The sequence below is a fragment of the bacterium genome (genome assembly GCA_023150945.1).
Classification (GTDB): domain Bacteria; phylum Zhuqueibacterota; class Zhuqueibacteria; order Zhuqueibacterales; family Zhuqueibacteraceae; genus Coneutiohabitans.
Window position 1 is genome coordinate 186102 of record JAKLJX010000010.1, and the last position, 17807, is coordinate 203908.

At 58.2% G+C, this 17807-nt stretch carries 12 protein-coding genes and 1 tRNA gene; 6 read left to right on the forward strand and 7 right to left on the reverse strand.

Annotated features, from left to right (window positions below; genetic code table 11):
• Positions 1-425: 425 nt before the first annotated feature.
• The 4 genes from thiI to L6R21_14760 are packed head-to-tail and all read left to right on the forward strand — an operon-like array spanning position 426 to position 4232.
• Positions 426-1676, forward strand: coding sequence for a tRNA 4-thiouridine(8) synthase ThiI (gene thiI, locus L6R21_14745; GenBank protein MCK6560451.1), 1251 nt, complete (start codon positions 426-428; stop codon positions 1674-1676).
• A complete protein-coding gene (locus L6R21_14750) occupies positions 1673-2569 on the forward strand; it encodes a tRNA (adenine-N1)-methyltransferase (GenBank protein ID MCK6560452.1) in 897 nt (298 codons plus the stop codon). The genes thiI and L6R21_14750 overlap by 4 nt, the downstream gene beginning before the upstream one ends.
• Positions 2553-3662, forward strand: a complete 1110-nt coding sequence (gene speY / locus L6R21_14755) for a deoxyhypusine synthase (protein MCK6560453.1) — start codon at positions 2553-2555, stop codon at positions 3660-3662. The genes L6R21_14750 and speY overlap by 17 nt, the downstream gene beginning before the upstream one ends.
• 6 nt (positions 3663-3668) lie before the next feature.
• Positions 3669-4232, forward strand: coding sequence for a DinB family protein (locus L6R21_14760; protein MCK6560454.1), 564 nt, complete (start codon positions 3669-3671; stop codon positions 4230-4232).
• Between the two features lie 109 nt (positions 4233-4341).
• Here the strand turns inward: L6R21_14760 and L6R21_14765 are convergent.
• The 5 genes from L6R21_14765 to L6R21_14785 all read right to left on the reverse strand — a co-directional run bounded on the left by L6R21_14765 (position 4342) and on the right by L6R21_14785 (position 11409).
• Positions 4342-4416: transfer RNA gene (locus L6R21_14765), tRNA-Pro, on the reverse strand.
• Between the two features lie 30 nt (positions 4417-4446).
• Positions 4447-5124, reverse strand: coding sequence for a glycosyltransferase family 2 protein (locus tag L6R21_14770; GenBank protein MCK6560455.1), 678 nt, complete (start codon positions 5122-5124; stop codon positions 4447-4449).
• Positions 5125-5226: 102 nt separating this feature from the next.
• Positions 5227-7374, reverse strand: a complete 2148-nt coding sequence (locus L6R21_14775; protein MCK6560456.1) for an OmpA family protein — start codon at positions 7372-7374, stop codon at positions 5227-5229.
• Positions 7374-7742 carry a hypothetical protein gene (locus L6R21_14780; protein ID MCK6560457.1) on the reverse strand — a complete coding sequence of 123 codons (369 nt, stop codon included), beginning with the start codon at positions 7740-7742 and terminating at the stop codon, positions 7374-7376. Before L6R21_14780 ends, L6R21_14775 begins: the two co-directional genes overlap by 1 nt.
• Positions 7743-7926: 184 nt before the next feature.
• Positions 7927-11409: a DNA polymerase III subunit alpha gene (locus tag L6R21_14785; GenBank protein MCK6560458.1), complete on the reverse strand. Its 3483-nt coding sequence runs from the start codon at positions 11407-11409 to the stop codon at positions 7927-7929.
• A gap of 204 nt (positions 11410-11613) precedes the next feature.
• Here L6R21_14785 and L6R21_14790 point away from each other — a divergent pair, with 204 nt between their 5' ends.
• The gene (locus L6R21_14790) at positions 11614-11778 is read left to right on the forward strand and encodes a hypothetical protein (protein MCK6560459.1); all 165 of its coding nucleotides are present in this window, start codon (positions 11614-11616) and stop codon (positions 11776-11778) included.
• Positions 11779-12291: 513 nt separating this feature from the next.
• Positions 12292-14466: a TonB-dependent receptor gene (locus tag L6R21_14795; GenBank protein MCK6560460.1), complete on the forward strand. Its 2175-nt coding sequence runs from the start codon at positions 12292-12294 to the stop codon at positions 14464-14466.
• Between the two features lie 346 nt (positions 14467-14812).
• Here L6R21_14795 and L6R21_14800 read toward each other — a convergent pair whose 3' ends face one another.
• Together L6R21_14800 and recN are read right to left on the reverse strand one after the other, a co-directional pair.
• Positions 14813-15757 carry a tetratricopeptide repeat protein gene (locus L6R21_14800; protein ID MCK6560461.1) on the reverse strand — a complete coding sequence of 315 codons (945 nt, stop codon included), beginning with the start codon at positions 15755-15757 and terminating at the stop codon, positions 14813-14815.
• A 92-nt stretch (positions 15758-15849) separates the two neighbouring features.
• A complete protein-coding gene (gene recN / locus L6R21_14805; GenBank protein ID MCK6560462.1) occupies positions 15850-17574 on the reverse strand; it encodes a DNA repair protein RecN in 1725 nt (574 codons plus the stop codon).
• Between the last annotated feature and the right edge of the window lie 233 nt (positions 17575-17807).

Below are 17807 nucleotides of genomic sequence, written 5' to 3' on the forward strand. Positions count from 1 at the left end.
CCTCCAAAGAAATGAAACGAAGATTGTATGGTGAGGCCTGATTCGAATTGGTCTGCAAGTGGCAGGCCTGTGATTGGCAAGCGTTCACGAGCTCGGCAGTAACTCATTCCTTCCAGTCGGTGACCGGCCGGCGTATGTGACTGGATGGTTGACCTTTCAACACTCGTCGACCCTCCTCACAGTCGGGAGCAGCGTGGCCAGGCCCTCTGCTGGTCAGAATGCAGGCGAGAATGGGCAAGGGCTGATTCTTTCTGTCATCCATTACTACGCCAGGTATGCGGAAAATGCGGAATCTGGTCTCAAGACTTTGCAGCGCCGGGGTTTATCGCCCAGCTTTTGCTTGCTATTTCTAGGCAATTTTGCTAAGTTCGTGCCTGCCCGTGAAAAAACATTGCCGCCGCATCATGATCGCAGTTGAGCGCAACATGCAAACAACTCTCCCGGCGAGGATGGCCGCGACCGCTGTGGTGATTCACTACCATGAGATTGCCCTTAAAGGCAACAACCGGCGTTATTTCGAAAAGAAGCTGCAACGCAACCTCATGCGCGCCACGGCGACGCTCGGCATGCTCGAAGTCCGGCGCCTGCCGGGCCGGTTGATGGGAATTCTTTCTCCTCAGGCGGACTGGCCGCGTTTGAGCCAAGCCTTGCGCCAGGTGTTTGGCGTGGCCTATTTCGCGCCCACGATCAAAACGGAGCAAAATCTCGACGCCATCAAGAATGCCGCGCTGGAGTTGTTGCGGCCCAAGGCCTTTGTCACTTTCAAAGTGGAAACCAAGCGCGCGCAAAAGGCATTCGTCTTGACCTCGCCGCAAGTCAACGCCGAGGTGGGGGAGTATGTGCGCGCGCAGTTCGCGGCGAAGGTGGATTTGACTCATCCCGAGGTCACGCTGTGGGTGGAAATCGCCGATGACTACGCGCTGCTCTATTGTGATCGCATGCCGGGCCCGGGCGGCCTGCCGGTGGGCACCAGCGAGCGCGCGGTTTGTCTGATCTCCGGCGGCATCGATTCACCGGTGGCGGCTTATCGCCTCATGCGGCGCGGCGTGAAGCTGATTTTCGTGCATTTCCACAGCGCGCCGTTCACCAACACGGCCTCGCAGCGGCTGGTCGAGCGCCAGGTTCAGCTTCTCACCCGTTTTCAATTCCTGTCCTCGCTCTATTTGGTTCCGTTCGCCGAGGTGCAAAGACATTTGGTCGCGGTTTGCCCGCCGAGCCTGCGGGTCATTCTCTATCGCCGGGCGATGCTGCGCATGGCGGAGCGCATTGCGCAGCGCTATCATGCACCGGCGCTGGTCACCGGCGAAAATGTGGCACAAGTGGCCAGCCAAACGCTGTCGAACATTCATGTGATCGGCGCGGCGGTGGCGCTTCCGGTAATTCGGCCACTGGCCGGGGAGGACAAGCAGGACATCATCTCCCAAGCGCGCCAGATCGATACCTACACCATCTCCATCGAGCCGTACGAAGATTGTTGTTCCCTCTTTGCCGCCCCCAATCCTGAAACGCATGCCAAGCTCGAAAACGTCAGGCGTTTTGAGATGATGTTCGACCTCGAGGCGGAACTCAGCAAAGCGCTGCAACAGGCCGTGGTCAAACGTTATCGATTCCGCCGCCAGGTTTGCGAAGAGCTGCCGGCGCCGGCGATTGCAGGACATGACCCGGAGCAAGATTGACCACAATTCCCGACGCCTTCATGAAAAATCCCAGCCAAGCGTTTGCCGAAAATGATCCGGTGATCTTCTATGACCGCAAAGAGCGTCTTTATTATGACGTCTTGCGGCCGGGCCGTCAAACCAACATCCGCGGCGATTTATTGCCGCATGATCAAATCATTGGTCGCTGCGAAGGCTTCATTTTGCGCTCGCAGCGGGACAAACCGTATTGGGTTTTCCGGCCGACGCTCAACGATCATGTCGTGCACATGCGGCGCGGCGCAACTGTGATCTATCCCAAAGACCTGGGGCTGATGCTGCAATACGCGGATATCTACCCTGGCGCCACCGTGGTGGAATCCGGGTTGGGCTCGGGCGCGCTTGCCACCGCGTTGTTGCGCATGGTCGGGGCGGAGGGGAGGGTCATCAGTTACGAGATTCGACAGGACTTCATCAATCTTGCGCAGCGCAATCTGCGCGTCTTTGCCGGGGAGACGCCCAACCACACGGTGCGGGAGCTTGATATCTACGAGCGGTTTGATGAGGAGGAGGTGGACCGGCTCCTGCTGGATGTTCCGGAGCCGTGGCGGGTGTTGCCCGGCGCCACACCGAAATTGCGCGCCGGCGCCATTGTCTGCAGTTATTCGCCGACCATCATTCAAGCCAAGTCATTTGTCGAAGCCTTGCGCGCCGAGCACTGTTTCGTCGCCATCCAAACGTTGGAAGCGATGCTGCGGCCATGGAATATCGCCGGCCTCTCGGTGCGGCCGGCGCTGCGCATGGTGGGACATACCGGCTTTTTGACCTTTGCCCGCAAGACCGAGAAGTCAGCTTTTGTCCCGGAAGCCCAACCGGAAGCCGACACAACCGATGCCGGAATATCAAGTGAGGAGGAGCATGAAGCACAAGCATGAGTTTCTCACCGGACGCAAGATTGCGCCCGCGGCGATTCGGCCCAACATGACAATCGCCGAGTTGGTGGATCAGACTTTCTTTGCCTACAATTCCGCGCGTTTGCGCGAGGCCTGCCGCTTGTTCACGGAAAAGATGCTCGAACCGGAGGTGACCATCGGTATGAGCTTGACCGGCGCGCTGTCACCGGCGGGCTTGGGAATTTCCGCGATCATCCCGCTCATCGAAAACGGTTTCGTCGATTGGATTGTTTCCACCGGGGCCAATCTCTATCACGACACCCATTTCGGCCTGGGGCTGTCAATGCACCAGGGCACTTATCTCGCCGATGATGTGGCCTTGCGGGAAAAAGGCGTGGTGCGCATCTATGACATCTTCTTCGACTATCACGTCTTGCTCGACACGGACGCATTCTACTACCAAATCATCGCGAGTCCCGAGTTCCAACGAACGATGAGCACGGCCGAGTTTCACTATCTCGTCGGGAAGTATGTTGCCGCGCGCGAGGCCGAGCTTGGCCTCCGCAACCACTCGATTTTGGCGGCCGCGTATGAGTATGGCGTACCGATTTACACCTCGTCGCCGGGCGATTCTTCCATCGGTATGAACGTTGCGGCCAAAGCGCTGCTCGGCAATCGTTTGCTCATCGATGTCAATGCCGATGTCAATGAGACTTCCGCCATTGTGTTGGATGCCAAACGCAACGGCGGCAAGAGTGCGGTCTTGATCTTTGGCGGCGGCTCGCCGAAGAATTTTCTGCTGCAGACCGAACCACAGTTGCAGGAAGTGATGCAGATCGCGGACAATGGTCATGACTATTTTCTGCAGGTCACGGACGCCCGCCAGGACACCGGTGGGCTGTCCGGCGCCACGCCTTCCGAAGCCGTTAGTTGGGGCAAGGTCGATCCCGACAAACTGCCGGGCACTGTGGTTTGCTATTGTGACACCACGATCGCCATGCCGATGCTGACCGCCTATGCGATTTCCAAGCACCAGCCGCGCACACCCAAGCGGCTGTATCACCGCAGAGCAGAGATGCTCGACCGACTGAAAGCAGAGTACTTAAAGACTATTGAAGAAGAGCAAGGAGAATGACCGGCCATGGTGACCCTTGAGACAGCATCAGAGGACAAGACGCATCTTGTCCAGGCTCTACAACAGAGTCTCGAACGTGTTGAAAAACTGATATTAAATCTTACACCGCAACAATGGAACTTAAAGCGTTCCTTTGAGGCTTGGTCCGTGGCAGAGATTGTTCATCATCTCATCCTTGTCGAAGTGCAACGGCTGCAGCAGCTCAAAGAATTGCTTGAAGGCAAACGCGAAAGCGCGGTGGCAAGACTTGAAGGTGGCAGGCCGGATTTCTCGGGCGTTCGCGCTGGGCTGAACCCGGTGAAGGCGAGAAAAGAAATGGAGCCGACGTCCGGAATTCCGTCGAAGGTATTGATCGCAGGTTTGCGCAGGGCTCGCACCGAAACGATCGAGTTTCTTCTTGCTGCAGACTTGGGGCGGCTTGAGGAAGTATGGATCAATACGGTTTCGCTGGGCGCAATTAATGGCATTGATTTTATTGAGTTTCTTTCTGCACATACGGAGAGGCATGCAAAGCAGATCGAGGAGACGTTAGGGAAGGTAGGTAGTAATGACCAAGAAAGGGGTCGCTAACGAGATATCGAAAAGAACTCGATTCTGTGTTATGTCAACCGAAGAGAATTATAAAAAAAAATCCCCCCCTTCCTCACCCAATCTTATCACACTTCTCAACGAAATCTAGTCGGGGCGAGAGGATTTGAACCTCCGACCTCTTGGTCCCGAACCAAGCGCGCTAGCCGACCTGCGCTACGCCCCGATTCCTTGCGAACATCTCAACATCGCACAGCTAACTTTTCAAGTAGAGAGCCACAAACCGGCGGATGTCCCGCAAGCCGTGAATGTGACTCTTTTCACCGGCATAGACTGTCGCAATCGGGTGGAAATGGATGCGGTATCCGGCGCGGCAAGCCTTGATGAGCATCTCCGATTCCGTGTCATACCCTTCTGTTTCCAGATGGATCTGCTTGAGCAACGCTCTGGAGTGCAGTCGATACCCGCATTGACTGTCTTTGATTTCGACACCCAGCTTGCGGGAGAGCAACGCACTGGTGATGCGATTACTCGCAATCCGCGCCAGCGGCATGACCCTGAAATCGAATGAACGGTACCCGATGATGAGATCCGCCCGCGTTTCACAAAAAGCACGAATGAATCCCGGAATTTCCTGCGGCGGATGCTGGCCATCCGCATCGAGCGTAATGATGGCCTGACTGGAAGAGTGGTGCTTGAGGAAGTCGAACGCCGTGCGCAGCGCCGCGCCCTTGCCGCGATTGCGATCATGCCGCAGGACTGCGACACCTGCTGCTGCCACGCGTTGCCGCAAACCGTCGGTTGAGCCGTCATCAACCACCAGGATGTGATCCTTCGCAAGATACTCACTGACCTCTGCCAGCACCTTGCTGATTGCGCCACCGGGGTTATAGGCCGGCAGCACTGCCGTCACCTCCACCGCCGAGGAATTCATTGCATCTGTCTATGCCAAAAAACGGTCATCACACCAAAAGCGGCTCCTACAATAGAGAAAAAAGAGTTCTTTTGCAAGCATTTTGTTGTCTCTCTTCGAAGCTCAGTTTCTCCCAGCCTCGCCCACGTGCCGAATGTGAACTTCCACGCGCCGGTTGAGCATGCGGCCTTCGGGCAGACGGTTGTCGGCCAAGGGCCGGCGTTCTCCATAGCCTGCACTTGACAACCGCGAGCGGTTGACGCCCAGCCGCACAAGCTCGGCCAGGACATTGTTGGCGCGCCTGGCGGAAAGCTGGGCGTTGTGCTCCTCTTCTCCAATTTCATCGGTGTGGCCGTAGAGGCTGCACGTTGCGGAAGGCTCGGCGTTGAGCTTGCCAGCGATTTGCTGCAGCTTTTTCCGCAGGCGCGGCGAGGCCAGATCCACCCGATCATCGTCAAAGCCAAACAAGATGATTGGAATCTTTTCGATACGCAGTTCTTCCATCTTTGCCTGGCGGCCGGTGATGGTGCGGGCCGGCGTGTCGAACACCTGGCCGCTGCGATCGTACAAGCGCAGCGTGTACCGCAATTCCCGCCAGAAGCTTGTCCGCCGGTCCGGATCGAACCGCCAATCCCAGGTCAGCGTATCGGCCACGCGGCCACGGCCTCTGATCACATCAACGGTGTCCTGTTCGGCCAACAAGGCTAGAGACCACCCTGCCAGGCCGGCGCCCGGCGCCACTGCGGAAACGATAAAACTGCAAGCTCGCGGAAGGGCGTCGATCTCCTTTTTGAACGACATGATCGGCGCGAGAATGGCCTCCTCAAAGCGCGGATCAACCAACACCTCGGCACGCTGCAGCTCTTCCAGCCGTTTGGGATCGTGACTGCGGCCCTCGTTCAATTCCGGCTTGCCGAGCGCAATGCTCACCTGCCGTGCATCCACACGCAGGTTTTCGACGAGATGCTTGCGCACATAGTTGGCACGTTTGAGGGCGATGCTCTCCGGCGCCTCTTCCACCGGCAAACCGGGACTGTATCCGTGTATCTGGATGCCCGCCTCCGGGTTGGTGCGCAGGCGTTCGGCAATGATGTTCAGCAGATTGCGATATGCGGCATTGATTTCCCGCACATTCAGCGCCGCACTCAGCGGCTGCCCCTCTTGCAGCAAATCATAACGCGATTCCGCCAGCACCGCCGAGTTGCGCGCGAAGAAGACGCGCGGGATCAACGGCAATTCCTCCTGAATCTGCCGCGACTCGGTAATCATTACTTCCTCGGCCAGCGCGCGGATTTCCGCATAAAGCCTCGGCAGCTTGTGCTCCTTCGGCGGTGTCGACACGGGCGCGCGCTCGGCCGGCTGGGCCTCTCCCCTGCTCATTTCTCGTTTCGCTCTGAAATCATACACCAGCCCAAGCTCATGCGAGCCGGCACTGACCAGTCCCAAATCACTGGCGGGCAGGTTGAAACTGTAAAACAACGACGTCTGGTTGCGCAAGTTGAGCTGACCGTCCACATGCACATTGCGCAGTGCATAGCCCAGGCGCACGCGCCCCACTGGTGATCCGAGCAATTCTGATCCCACTTGCAGCCGCCAGCCATACTGCCAGTAATGCACGCCCAGATCCACCTGCACAAAATCGTGCGCGACACCCATGCCAATTTGGTACTCAGGCAGCGTGCGCATTTTCTGACGGCCCAGGGCAATGTTCGGACGCAAAAGGTGATGCGCAGCAGCGCCCAACGTCATCTTTTCGGTCAATCGATACAGCGCCCCAATGCCGGGATCAAATACCGTGACGCCGGTGCGCCCCTGAAACACCGGATCATTGGCATCCACCAAATCAAAATTCTCAGAAGCGTAATTGCGGCCGTGGAGTGCAAGCTCCACCCCGGTTGATATCCGCTCCGTCAGGTCTCTGGCCGCCAAAATGCCGAGCCGGTATTCGCTGAACAGCGGCGCGGTGAAGACGCGCGTGCTCAGGCCGGCAGACCAACCAGTGTTTTTGAGATTGGAGAAAGCCAGATTGCCAAGCGAGGCCTTCATGGCGAAGGCATTGTTGCTGATGGCGCCCGGATAGATCAACTTGAGGCCGAGGTAGGCGCGCGCCAAACCGCCGGAGATCGCGGCCGGATTGGCGAACAGCACATGAGGATCATTCCTGTTCGCGGGGTTGGCGGAAATCGCCAGTTGCGCGTGCACCGGCAGGGCGCATACCAGCCACAACAGGCCGCAGCCCGCCAGCACCCAACGGTGAGATAATCTCATCATCAACTCGTTTCGAGAGGCTCCTGCGCAGCCAACTGATTGAGCGCATCGACAGCTTGATAAAGAAAGGCGACATACTGCCGCCGCAGGAACGCCAGGTTTTTGATCCGGCCGAGTTTGCTCAGCGGTTCATATTCACATTGAATATTGACGGCGGTCTCCGTCGCCGAATGCTCGCTCAAATCGACGATGAGCTGAAACAGCTCGATGCCGTAAAACCTGCCGGTTTGGCGAACGGGCTTGAGGCTGAAGCGTTCGCCAGCCAGCCACTCCGTGATCTCAAGCTCAACGACTTGCGTGCCGGCTTCCGACTTGATTTGGAAACGCCATTGGCCGCCAATGCCCGCCGGCTGGCCCCGCAAAAATTGCATGCCTTCAATGCCCGTCACCCACTGCCCTGCCCGATTGAAATCAGCCCCCACCTGCCAAATCTGCGCGCGGTGAAGTGCCAATATCTTGGAAATGGAGAGTACCGTCATCGTTGCAGCCCATGTCTTTGAGGTTGACCAACCTTGTCAAGTACCTCCACCCTCTCCGCCAAACCGCGTTCTGCCATCATGAAAATGGCGCGCGCCGGCGCGAACCCGCGGTGCTCTCCGCCGGGATCGCAATCTCAAAATGCACGGCCTCCGGCCCGAAATTCTCCCGCACGAAATTCACGAACTCCGCATTCGGCCGGACTTTCATGGAGCGGGATTGAAACTCATAAAGTGGCAGCTCCCGGCCGCTGATGCGAAAATACAAGCCGCACGCGCCTTGATTGATGCGCACCATCTGCGACAGCCGCTGCAGCAACACCTCGTTGAGCTTCTCGACCGGCACGTCCAGCATGACTTTCTTGGGTATCATCTGCCAGGCTTCATCAACACTCAGGATCTTCTCGACCATGATTTTGGCCGGTTCCTCCTCCTCGCGGCTGGAGGTGCGCCCGATCACCACGATGGCATTATCCACTTGCAGCAGCTCGCGATGAGCTGCCAGGGCATCGCTGAACACGATGGCCTCGGTGCTGCCGGCATAATCTTCAAGGGTGACAAATGCCATTTGGTGGCCCTTGCGGTCAAGTATCGTCTTGACGTTGGTGACCAAGCCGCACACCATCACCTGCACGCCGTCGCGCATGCCCTCCAAATCCTGCAGCCGCTGCTTGGAAAACAGATTGACTTCCAGCGCGTAGCGATCGAGCGGATGACCGGAGAGATACAGGCCCAGGAATTCTTTCTCCCGCTTCAGGCGTTCATCCGGCTTCCAGTCCGGCACCTCCGGCAGTGCCGGTTCGATCTCCATCTCTGCCGGCGCTTCGTCGAAGATCGAAGCCTGGCCGCGGAAGCGCTCGTCTTGTTGACGCTGGGCATGAGCCGTCGCGGCATCCAGCCCGAGCAGCAGTTGATTGCGATTTGCCGAAATGGAATCAAAAGCGCCGGCCTGCACCAGGCTTTCCAGCACCTTTTTGTTGACCGTGCGCAAATCCACCCGCAGGCAGAAATCAAAAACCGAGGTGAACCTCCCCCCTTTCTGCCGCGCTTTGATGAGGCTCTCAATCGCGCCCAGGCCGACGTTTTTGACCGCGCCCAAGCCGTAGCGGATTTTCTGATCGACCACCACAAACTCAGCCATGCTCTCGTTGACATCGGGCGGCAGGACGTCCACGCCCATGCGCCGGCATTCGTCGATCAACGTCACGATCCGCGCGGTGTCGCTCATTTCGCTGGTGAGCGTGGCGGCCATGTATTCGGCGGGATAATGCGCCTTGAGATATGCCGTTTGATACGCCACCAGCGAATAGCCCGCCGCGTGCGACTTGTTGAATCCGTAGCCCGCGAATTTGTCCATCAAGTCGAAAATCTGATTCGCGATTTTCTCCGGAATGCCGCGGGCGGCCGCGCCTGCAACGAACAGCTTGCGTTGCTGCTGCATCAGCTCGACGATCTTCTTCCCCATCGCGCGGCGCAGCAAATCGGCACCGCCCAGCGTGAAGCCGGCGAGATCGCTGGCAATGCGCATCACCTGCTCTTGATAAACAATGATGCCGTAGGTTTCCTTTAAAACCGGCTCGAGCAACGGATGCAAGTACTCGATTGGTTTCGTGCCTTGTTTTCGCGCGATGAAATCGTCGATCATATCCATCGGCCCGGGGCGATACAGCGAGTTCATGGCGATGAGATCGTCCAGGCATTGCGGCTTGAGCTTTTTGAGGTATTCGCGCATGCCCGAGCTTTCGAATTGGAACAGGCTGATGGTCTCGCCGTTGCCGAAGATGGCGTAAGTGGCGGCATCATCCAGCGGAATCCCGTCAAGATCGAATTCAACGCTGCGCTCTCTGAGCATCTTCAGCGTCTTGTCGATCACCGTCAGCGTGCGCAGGCCGAGGAAGTCCATCTTCAAAACGCCGATGGTCTCCAGCGCCTTCATGTCATATTGCGTGGTGACGTCGCCGGTGTTGGACTTGTACAAGGGCGTGTAATTTGTCAGCTCGTCGGGCGTGATCACCACCCCGGCAGCGTGCGTTGAAGCATGGCGGGCGAGGCCTTCGAGCACTTTGGCGTATTCGACGAGCTGCTTGTGAGTGTCATCGCTTTCCACGAGCGTGCGTAGCTCGCCGACTGTTTCCAGCGCTCTGTCCAGTGAGATGCCGACGGTGGCGGGGATCATCTTGGCGATTTTGTCGACGTCGCTATAGCGCATCTTCAGCACCCGCCCGACGTCGCGAATCACCGCGCGCGCCGCCATCGTGCCAAAGGTGATGATCTGGGTGACGTTCGCTTCGCCGTACTTCTCCCGGACATATTTGATCATCTCCTCGCGGCGTTCGTAGCAGAAGTCGATGTCGATATCCGGCATCGTGACGCGCTCCGGATTTAAGAAGCGCTCGAAGATCAAGTTATACTTGATGGGGTCGATATTGGTGATCCCGATGCAATAGCTCACCAGGCTGCCGGCTGCCGAACCGCGGCCGGGGCCGACCGGAATGCCCTTGGCCCGCGCCACGCGCGTGAAATCCTGCACGATCAAGAAATATCCCGCGTAGCCGGTTTGTTCGATCACGGCCAGCTCATGGCGCAGGCGCGCTTCCAGCTCCGGCGTCACTTCCGCATAACGTTGCCGCAACCCTTGGTAGGCCAGCGTCTCGAGATATTCATCCAGCGTCTTGCTCTGCTCTTCCGATGGGATCGCGAAGGTCGGCAAATGCACCTTGTCAAAATCCAGTTTGAGATCGCATTTTTGGGCAATCTCTTCCGTGATGCTCAACGCCTCGCTCTCCTCCGGAAATGTATTTTGCATTTCCTCCTGCGACTTGAAATAGATCTGATCGGTGGTGTAGCGCAGGCGATTGGGATCATCACGGTCTTTGCCGGTTTGCAAGCAAATCAACACATCATGCGGCAGAGCATGCTCACGTTTGAGATAATGCGTGTCATTGGTGACCACCAATGGGATGCTGAGCTCGCGGCTGAGCGCCTTCACTTTTTCGCGGACGAGATCCTCTTCCGGAATGCCGTGTTTGTGAATTTCCAGATAGTAGTCGTCGCCGAACAGCTCCCGGTATTCCAGCGCCACCTGCCGGGCCCCCTCCTCGTTGCCGGCGAGCAGGGCTTGCGCCACTTCTCCCTTCAAGCAGGCGGACAGCACAATGATGCCTTCATGATACTTCTGCAAAACCTCGCGATCGATGCGGGGCCGGTAATAGAAGCCTTCCAAATACCCGATCGAAACCAGGCGCATGATGTTTTGGTAGCCCTGCAGGTTTTTGGCCAGCAGCACGAGGTGAAACGAAGTGTCGGCCATCCCGGCTTTGGAGGCGGACTTCTCTTTGCGACTGCGCGGGGCCATGTAGGCCTCGACGCCGATCACCGGCTTGAGATCGGCTTTTTTGCAAGTTTTGTAGAATTCGATGGCGCCACACATGTTGCCATGATCGGTGAGCGCCAGAGCGGGCATGTGATTGCGCTTCGCGGCGTCGACCAAATCCTTGATGCGGCAGGCGCCGTCGAGCAGGCTGTAGTGCGAATGGTTGTGGAGATGAACGAATCGGGACATGGGCGCGGAGGTGTAAAGTGATGAGGTTGAGCAGTACCGGTCAAGCCGACGGCGAAAATAGAAAACTGAGGACGCAATTGCAACAGGATTTCCCTGCCGCCGAAATTTCTTCATGATCGAGTGCTGCATCTCCGTTGCTTCAGACTCGATTCTTCACGAGGGCACACAAAGCCGGAATGACCGCCAACGTGAGCAGCGTCGCGCTTGCCATGCCTCTATCCGGGAACGGGCGCGGGTTTCTACCGGCCGTTGGCGGTTACCGTGATCTTCGGGCTGTTATTTGCGGCCGCGCTGACGCTGGTGGTGGTACCGGCGGCAGTGTGGGTGATGGAAGGAAAAAGAAGTTATGCAGTCTCTGTGAATGACTAAAGGCGTGCTTGCAACTGTCTAGCCGAACCGGACGCCGCGCTTGTTGAACAACTGCACTCTTCTACCAGACCCCCCGCCGCCGCCGCTCCCAAGTCAAATCCCTCCAAGATTTTTTTCGCGTTTTTCGCTTTTCTTTCTGCCTGAATTCTGGGCCAAGCTTGACCGAATGAGCCAAAACGCGCGGCAGCAACAACGCCGGGAGCGGCTCTTGGGTCTATTCAGCTTGCTTTACTTCTGCTCCAAAGAGGAGGCCGCTGCCGTCCCTGTTGCTGAAGCAATGGCTTGGAGCACCTGCCGTTTCGGATTGAAAGTCTGGATCGCCCTCCCGCCAACCCCTCCTCCCGAAGTCTGAGCCTTCACGAAATTCCTGTTGCCTCTCATTCTTTCGTGACTATCCTGTGGTGTGGGGCCGCTGGCATGGGACCAGAGGCCTGCACGGTCCGGCAAGCAAGGCCTCCGGAAGGAGTGCTGCTTTCCCGTGAACAGACCGACTTCTGACAAGGAGATCACGCCATGTGTTTCGCTAAACCTGATTGGCGGTGTATTGCGCTCGCGCTGCTCGGCGGCTTGGGAACAAGCGCCCTGGCGCAAGGCGAGCGGGATTTCAAAAACACGGCCGACAGTACCGTCTACGAATTCGAACAAGTGACCGTCACTGCGCTGCGTGCCCCGGAGCAGGCGATCAAAGTGCCGCTTGCCGTCAGCGTGGTCGGGCTGGAACGGCTGCAGAGCACGCGCGGCTACGGTATCGAAGAAGCGCTGAAATTCGTGCCCGGTGTGCTGGCGCAGTCACGCGCCGGCAATCAAGACGTGCGCCTCACCATTCGCGGCTTCGGTGCCCGCGGCGCGGGCGATCGCTCCAACGCCGGCACCTCGCGCGGCATTCGCATACTGCTCGACGGCGCGCCGCAAACGGAGCCGGATGGCAGAACCGCCTTCGATTTGATCGATTTGAGCCTCGCGCAGCGCATCGAGGTAATTCGCTCGAACGCTTCGGCGGTTTGGGGCAATGCCTCAGGCGGCGTGATCAACATCATCTCGGCGCCGAAGTTCGATGCACCCTTTGTGACGCCGCAGGTGTTGAATGGCAGCTTCGGGCTGCAGAAATATACGCTGCAGACCGGCGCCACCCTGGGCGAAGCGCGGCTGGCGCTGGCGCTCAGCAACACCTCGTTTGAAGGCTGGCGGCAAAATTCTGCCAGCGAGCGGACGCTGGTGAGTATCAGCTTGCTGTCCAATCCCGGTGAGCGCACCAAGGTTGGCATGTATCTCGCCGGCGTGAAGAACAGCTTCCTGATTCCCGGCCCGCTCTCGCCAGCACAATTCGAGAGGGCTCCGCAGCAGGCCAGTCCTACCTATCTGCAACGCAATGAACGGCGCTACAACCGGCAGGGCCGCATTTCGGTTACATTGGATCATGACCTCAACGACCGTCATGGGTTTTCCGCGCTGGCCTTCGTCGAGCCGAAATACTTGCAGCGATCGGAGCGCGGCACCTTCCGTGATTTCAACCGCTACCACGTCGGCGGCAACGCGGCGTATCGCTACCGCCAGGATTTTTCCGCCGCCGTGAGCAGCACGATTCAAATCGGCGCAGATGAGGCCTACCAGGATGGCGCGATTCTGTTTTACAGCCTGTCGGCCACGAACGGCCGCGGCGAGACGCTGCAGCAGAACAAACGCGAGGGCGCGAACACGTTCGGCGTCTTCCTGCAGGAGGAATTGAGCTGCGGCGAACGCGTGAACCTGCTGCTGGGCGCGCGCTACAGCGAGGTGACCTATCACACCCAGGATTTCATCAATACCGCGCTCAATTCCAGGAAATCCTTTGCATGCTGGACCCCGAAGCTCGGCATCAACTATCTCGTGTCGCCGGCGCATAGTTTCTATGCGAACCTGGGCGGCGGCATCGAAGTGCCGGCGGGCAACGAAACCGATCCCGCTTCGACTTTCGGGCAGGACAAGGTTCATGCGATCAATCCCCTGCTTGATCCCATCCAGTCGTCCACCATGGAAATCGGCACCAAGCACGTCATTGTTCCTGGGGCCGGCGGCTTGCTGCATGCGCTGTCATATGACGTGGCCGCATACCGCATCATTATCCAGAACGATATTATTCCGTATCGCGGCGGCAGATTCTATTTCACTGCCGGCAAGACGCGTCGCTATGGCCTGGAAGCCGGGATCAAGGGGGAGTTTGGCGCCGGTATTACGTTGCAGGCAGCATGGTCCTATGCCAGCAGCAAATACGTCACTTACCAAGTCGATTCGGTGCACTATGGCAAGCCGGGAAGATTCGCGGATTACAGGGACAACCTGGTTGCCGGCATGCCACAGGCCTTCTACAATCTTGCGCTGCGTTGCGCGCCTGCTCAGCTCGCCGGATGCTATGCTGAAATCAATCTGCAAGGCATCAGCAACTATTTTGTGGATGACGCCAATCGCCTCAAAGTGCCGGCCTGCAGTCTGCTGAATCTCACGGTGGGATTAGGCCAGCCGGTGCAGCTCACGGAGGAATTGGGACTGCATGCCTTTGTCGGTGTCAACAATCTTGCTGACAAGAAATACGCGGCCTCGGCCTTCGTCAATCCGGACATTGTGAACGGCGCGCCGGTGTACCTTGAGCCGGGTTTGCCGCGCAATTACGTGATCGGCTTGTCTTTCACCGGTCGCAAGGCGCAGAAGTGAGCCGGTGGCTTCCTCCGATCGTGTGACTGGTGTCAAGTGCTAAAACGTTAAGTCGAATTCTACTGCACAGACAAATAGAAAAGAAATCCGCAATCAGGAGAAATCACCAAGCGCCATAGAACCACGTCAGGAATATCGCCCCTTCAAGGCTAAATGCGACAAATCCTATCGGTTCCCAGGGCGCTGGCCGTGGGCTATTCCATGCGACCCCGTCGGGGTCAACCCGGCCTTCTAAACGAGGAGAGTGTATACCTGACGTTGTAGTACTAGCCAGAATTGGAAAACCGCCCAAAACAAAAAAGCCAGGACGATTTGCCCTGGCTTTTTTCATGCGTTCGGATAAGAATCACGCGCCGAGTTGCCGCAGATACTTCATGGCCTTCTTGGCGGAGCTGGAGTTGGCGGCAAAGGTCATCAAAGCATTCAGCTCCGAGCGCGCCAGCTCGGTCTCGCCGGCTTTCAAATAGGCGATGCCGATCATCAATTGCGCGTCGTTGGCCTTGTTGGTGCCGCCGGTCGCCAGGACTTTTTGAAACTCGGCAATGGCCTGGTAGTAGTTGCCCTGGGCGAAATAGGCCTCGCCGATCCAGTATTGGCAGTTGTCGGCCAGTTCGGCGCCGCTGCCGCGCGTGATCAGCTCGCGGAATTTGCGGATGGAGCGGTTGTAGTTGCGTACGTAGTAATCATCCAGCGCGTCCTGGTAATAGGCGCCATATTCCGAATTGTAGGCGCGGGAGTCGTCGACAATGGTGGCGGGCAGGGACGGCGAAGAGGCATTGCTGGCGATCTGCTGCGTTTGCGAGGTGGTTTCCAGCGCGGTGATCTGATAGTTGACGTTCTTCAGCTCGGTGCGCAGGCTGTCAATCGTGCGATCTTTGCCGGAGGAGATCGAAGAAAGCTCTTCCACTTGCGCGCGCATGCTGTTGAACAGCTCGGGCGTCAGGAAGCTTTCGGCCGAGCCTCCGCCGCTGCCGCTGTTCGACTCCGGCAGGTCGGTGAACATGCCGCTGGCGGACTCCGAGTCCGGCGCCTCCATGCTGCTGCTGTCTTCGCTTTCCAGCATGTCCAGCCGGCTGAGCACATCGCTTTGATCCGTCACTTCGCCTTCCGGTCCGAAAGTGTCGTCGCTCTGTCCGAACTCGCCGGTTTGCTCCATGCTTTCGGCATCGTCACCGAATTCGTCTTCGAAGCCGACATTCTGCATGCGGCCGCTACAAACCACGAACAGGCCGACGACGACCAGCAGCAGCGAAAAGAGTGAGGTTCCGAAGATCCTTTGTGTCTGCGTCATGATGTGTACTCCGTGAAACGAGGGTAAGGTCAAAGATGCGGTGCCTGTTCATCATCCAAAACGTCCTGTAATGACATCAGTCACGCGATCGTCTATTGCTGGGAAACGGGGTTACCGGCCTCCGCCAAAAGTTCCTGGGCGCTTTTCAAATGCGTCGCGGTGATCTTCTCTCCCCCCAACAAGCTGGCAATGGCATTCACGCGTTCCGGCGCGGCCAGCCGCCGCACGCTGGTTTGCGTGCGGTCTTTCCGGACTTTCTTTTCCACCAGAAAGTGATGAGAACCTGTACTGGCAATCTGGGGCAAATGCGTGATGCAAAGAATCTGATGCGAAAGTGCCAGCTTCTGCAGCCGCCGGCCCACGGCCTGCGCCACCCGGCCGGAAACGCCGCTGTCAATTTCGTCGAAGATCAGGATCGGGATGTCATCGCGCTCCGCCAGGATCGATTTCAGCGCCAGCATGATGCGGGAAATTTCGCCGCCGGAGGCCACTTTGGCAAGCGGCGCGGGCGGCTGGCCGGGGTTGGTCGAAATATCGAATTCCACCACATCAATGCCGTCACGCGTGGCGCGGACCTGCTGCTGCTCCACCTCCACGAAGCCGTCAGGTTGCGGCTGGTATTCCAGGCGAACGGCAAACTTGGCCGCGGGCAAGCCCAGCTCTTTCAAAACTTCAGGAACGGCGCGCTCCAACTCCCGGCCGGCCTGCCTCCTTTTCTCGGAGAGCTGCAGACAAAGCTCGGCGCAAACGCGCTCGGCGGCTTGCCGGCGCTCGGCCAGCTCAGCCAGCGTAGCGTCGAAATTTTCGAATTCCGCCAGCGCGCGTTCGAGTTTCTCGAGATGGGCGACCACTTCCGCGAGCGTGCCGCCATATTTGCGTTTGAGGCGCTGCAACTCTGCCAGGCGCTGCCGGGCTTGTTCGAGGCGGGCGGAATCGAATTCGATCCGCGCTTGATAGCTTTGCATTTCAACCGCAGTTTCGTGAATGGTCACCTCGGCAGCTCTGAAATCGGCGAGCAGGCGGGCCAGGCCGGCATCGATCGCAGTCAGATCGGCCAACGCCTCCGCTGCGGCCCGCAGATGCACTTGCACGGCGTGCTCGCTCTCCGCGAGTAGAGTGACGAGGCGGCCGGCAAGCTCGGCGCGCTGTTCAGCGTGCCCCAACAATCTGATGTCTGCTTCCAGCTTCTCTTCCTCGCCGAGCTGCGGGTTGATCTGTTTGATCTCCTGCAGTTGAAACACCTCGATCTCGGCGCGCGCCTTGATCTCCTGCTGCCGGTTCAATAAATCCTGATACTGCCCGCGCAGCGTGCGCGCCTCTTCCCAGGCGCGGGCGACCTGCTCGCGCAGCCCGTCCAAGCCGGCGAAGCTGTCCAGGAAGCGCAGGTGCGTTTTGGGCCGCAGCAAGGATTGGTGCTCATGCTGGCCGTGCAAATCCGCCAGCAAATCCGCCAGTTCCTCGAGAATGGTCGTTGCGACCGGCGTGTCGTTCACGAACACGCGGCTGCGGCCGGTCGGGTGAAATTCGCGGCGCACCAGAAGCGAATGATCCTCCGCGATGTCAATTTCATGCTGCCGCAGCAGGGCATTGATCTGTGGTTGCGTGCAGTTGACAAAGAGCCCTTCAATCACCGCTTTGGTCTCGGCTTCGCGTTGGGGATTGAAGGCGGCTTTTTCGCCCAGGAGCGCGGCAATGGCGCCGATCAAAATCGATTTGCCGGCGCCGGTTTCACCGGTGAAAATGTTCAAACCATCACCCAACTCCAGCTCGAGCCGATCAGCGAGAGCATAGTTGGAGAGTGAGAGTTTATGCAGCATCCGCTTGACCCTCCGTAAGCCAAGCGCTACCGGCGAAAGCTCCGCAAAAAGCCGCAGTTGCGCTACTTGCAAAGCTCATGCCTGCCAGCGCTTTGGAATTGTCCAGCCAGCGCTGCACCGCAACGGGAGCAGCAACGGCAACGGCCGCAGCGCTGATGAGGCTAAGTCTGGCAAAACTGTGAGATGGAAATCGAACTTGGGCAGGAACAGCGCAATAGCACGACGGGTGCAAA

Bases quoted from the DNA above. Each gene is read 5' to 3' on its own strand.
- thiI (MCK6560451.1), top strand. From the start codon at position 426: ATGCAAACAACTCTCCCGGCGAGGATGGCCGCGACCGCTGTGGTGATT.
- speY (MCK6560453.1), top strand. From the start codon at position 2,553: ATGAAGCACAAGCATGAGTTTCTCACCGGACGCAAGATTGCGCCCGCG.
- L6R21_14760 (MCK6560454.1), top strand. From the start codon at position 3,669: ATGGTGACCCTTGAGACAGCATCAGAGGACAAGACGCATCTTGTCCAG.
- L6R21_14770 (MCK6560455.1), bottom strand. From the start codon at position 5,124: ATGAATTCCTCGGCGGTGGAGGTGACGGCAGTGCTGCCGGCCTATAAC.
- L6R21_14775 (MCK6560456.1), bottom strand. From the start codon at position 7,374: ATGATGAGATTATCTCACCGTTGGGTGCTGGCGGGCTGCGGCCTGTTG.
- L6R21_14780 (MCK6560457.1), bottom strand. From the start codon at position 7,742: ATGCAATTTTTGCGGGGCCAGCCGGCGGGCATTGGCGGCCAATGGCGT.
- L6R21_14785 (MCK6560458.1), bottom strand. From the start codon at position 11,409: ATGTCCCGATTCGTTCATCTCCACAACCATTCGCACTACAGCCTGCTC.
- L6R21_14795 (MCK6560460.1), top strand. From the start codon at position 12,292: ATGTGTTTCGCTAAACCTGATTGGCGGTGTATTGCGCTCGCGCTGCTC.
- L6R21_14800 (MCK6560461.1), bottom strand. From the start codon at position 15,757: ATGACGCAGACACAAAGGATCTTCGGAACCTCACTCTTTTCGCTGCTG.
- recN (MCK6560462.1), bottom strand. From the start codon at position 17,574: ATGCTGCATAAACTCTCACTCTCCAACTATGCTCTCGCTGATCGGCTC.